The 989-nt window shown below is 47.8% G+C and carries 1 protein-coding gene; it reads right to left on the bottom strand.

The window, feature by feature from the left end; translation table 11 throughout:
- Positions 1-121 precede the first annotated feature (121 nt).
- Positions 122-989, bottom strand: an 868-nt coding sequence (locus tag GTP27_RS23255; RefSeq protein WP_229634311.1) for an ATP-binding protein, incomplete at its 5' end; no start/stop codon positions are given.

Below are 989 nucleotides of genomic sequence, written 5' to 3'. Positions count from 1 at the left end.
GGACATCAGCTATTACCTGATGCACCGCTATAACCGGATACGGCCACATCAGTTCAATGAGGGATTGGCTCCGGCCGTCAAAGAAGAAAAACTTAACGTAGTGTCCGGGATAGGTTGACCACTACAGTAGCGATTTAAACTGTAACTGCCTCAATGTGAAACGGCTTACTAAATCCAGCCTCCCGCGCTCCCTTATCCTTTGCGCCATTCGAGTAAATTCTGGCTCCTGCCCCATCATGAATACGACGAAATGAACGTCTACCTGCTCCAGTTGATTGCCTATATCTTTCAGAAAGCAGAAGTCTTGAAGTGCCATTCCTTGCGCTTCGTCGATAAGCAGAACCACCATTTTTTCGGGTCCACGCATTCCCGCCTCTTCTAACGCAGCACCGAGCCGTACACGCAAATCAAATGTCTCACCTGCTATGTCCGTCACCCCAACCGTCAACAAGAAATTCTTAAAGAATGCCCGGATAGAAGGTACTTGCTGGTTATCAACAATATGCCGGAAGATCGGTATCCTAGGAAAAATCTTTCGAAGCTCGCGCTCAGCCATGATCAGACCTTTGCTCTTTCCATAACCGCTTATTGCCGTAAAACAACATCCCAATTCCCGCAAAATTACCGCTCGTCGCATAGCACCAACCATTTCCTTGATAGGCTCCGTCGGCATTACCAGTGTTTTCCCGAAAAGCGGATGCTTAGTTAATGAGAGCAGGTCATCTGCTGTTCGGTCATATGCTGTTGAGCGCTTCGGCGTATCTTGACTGGTATCGGGGGCGGTATCTGGTAACTTAGTCATGGCGTCATTCCGGCTGATGCAAGCTGTTGATGTTGAATGGAACATCCAAAAAAAGCGACTGCGGAGCCTGTCAGAATTTTTGTGTGAATCCGGGGTCATGAAATAATACCGAAAGGGATTTTCCATGACCGACGTAATGACCACTAAGAAGCCAAAAACCAAGAAGCAGTACCCGTTTCCCGTTGAA

The sequence above is a fragment of the Duganella qianjiadongensis genome (assembly GCF_009857915.1).
In the GTDB taxonomy this organism is placed as follows: domain Bacteria; phylum Pseudomonadota; class Gammaproteobacteria; order Burkholderiales; family Burkholderiaceae_D; genus Rugamonas; species Rugamonas qianjiadongensis.
This window is presented reverse-complemented; position numbering and strand designations above follow the sequence as displayed.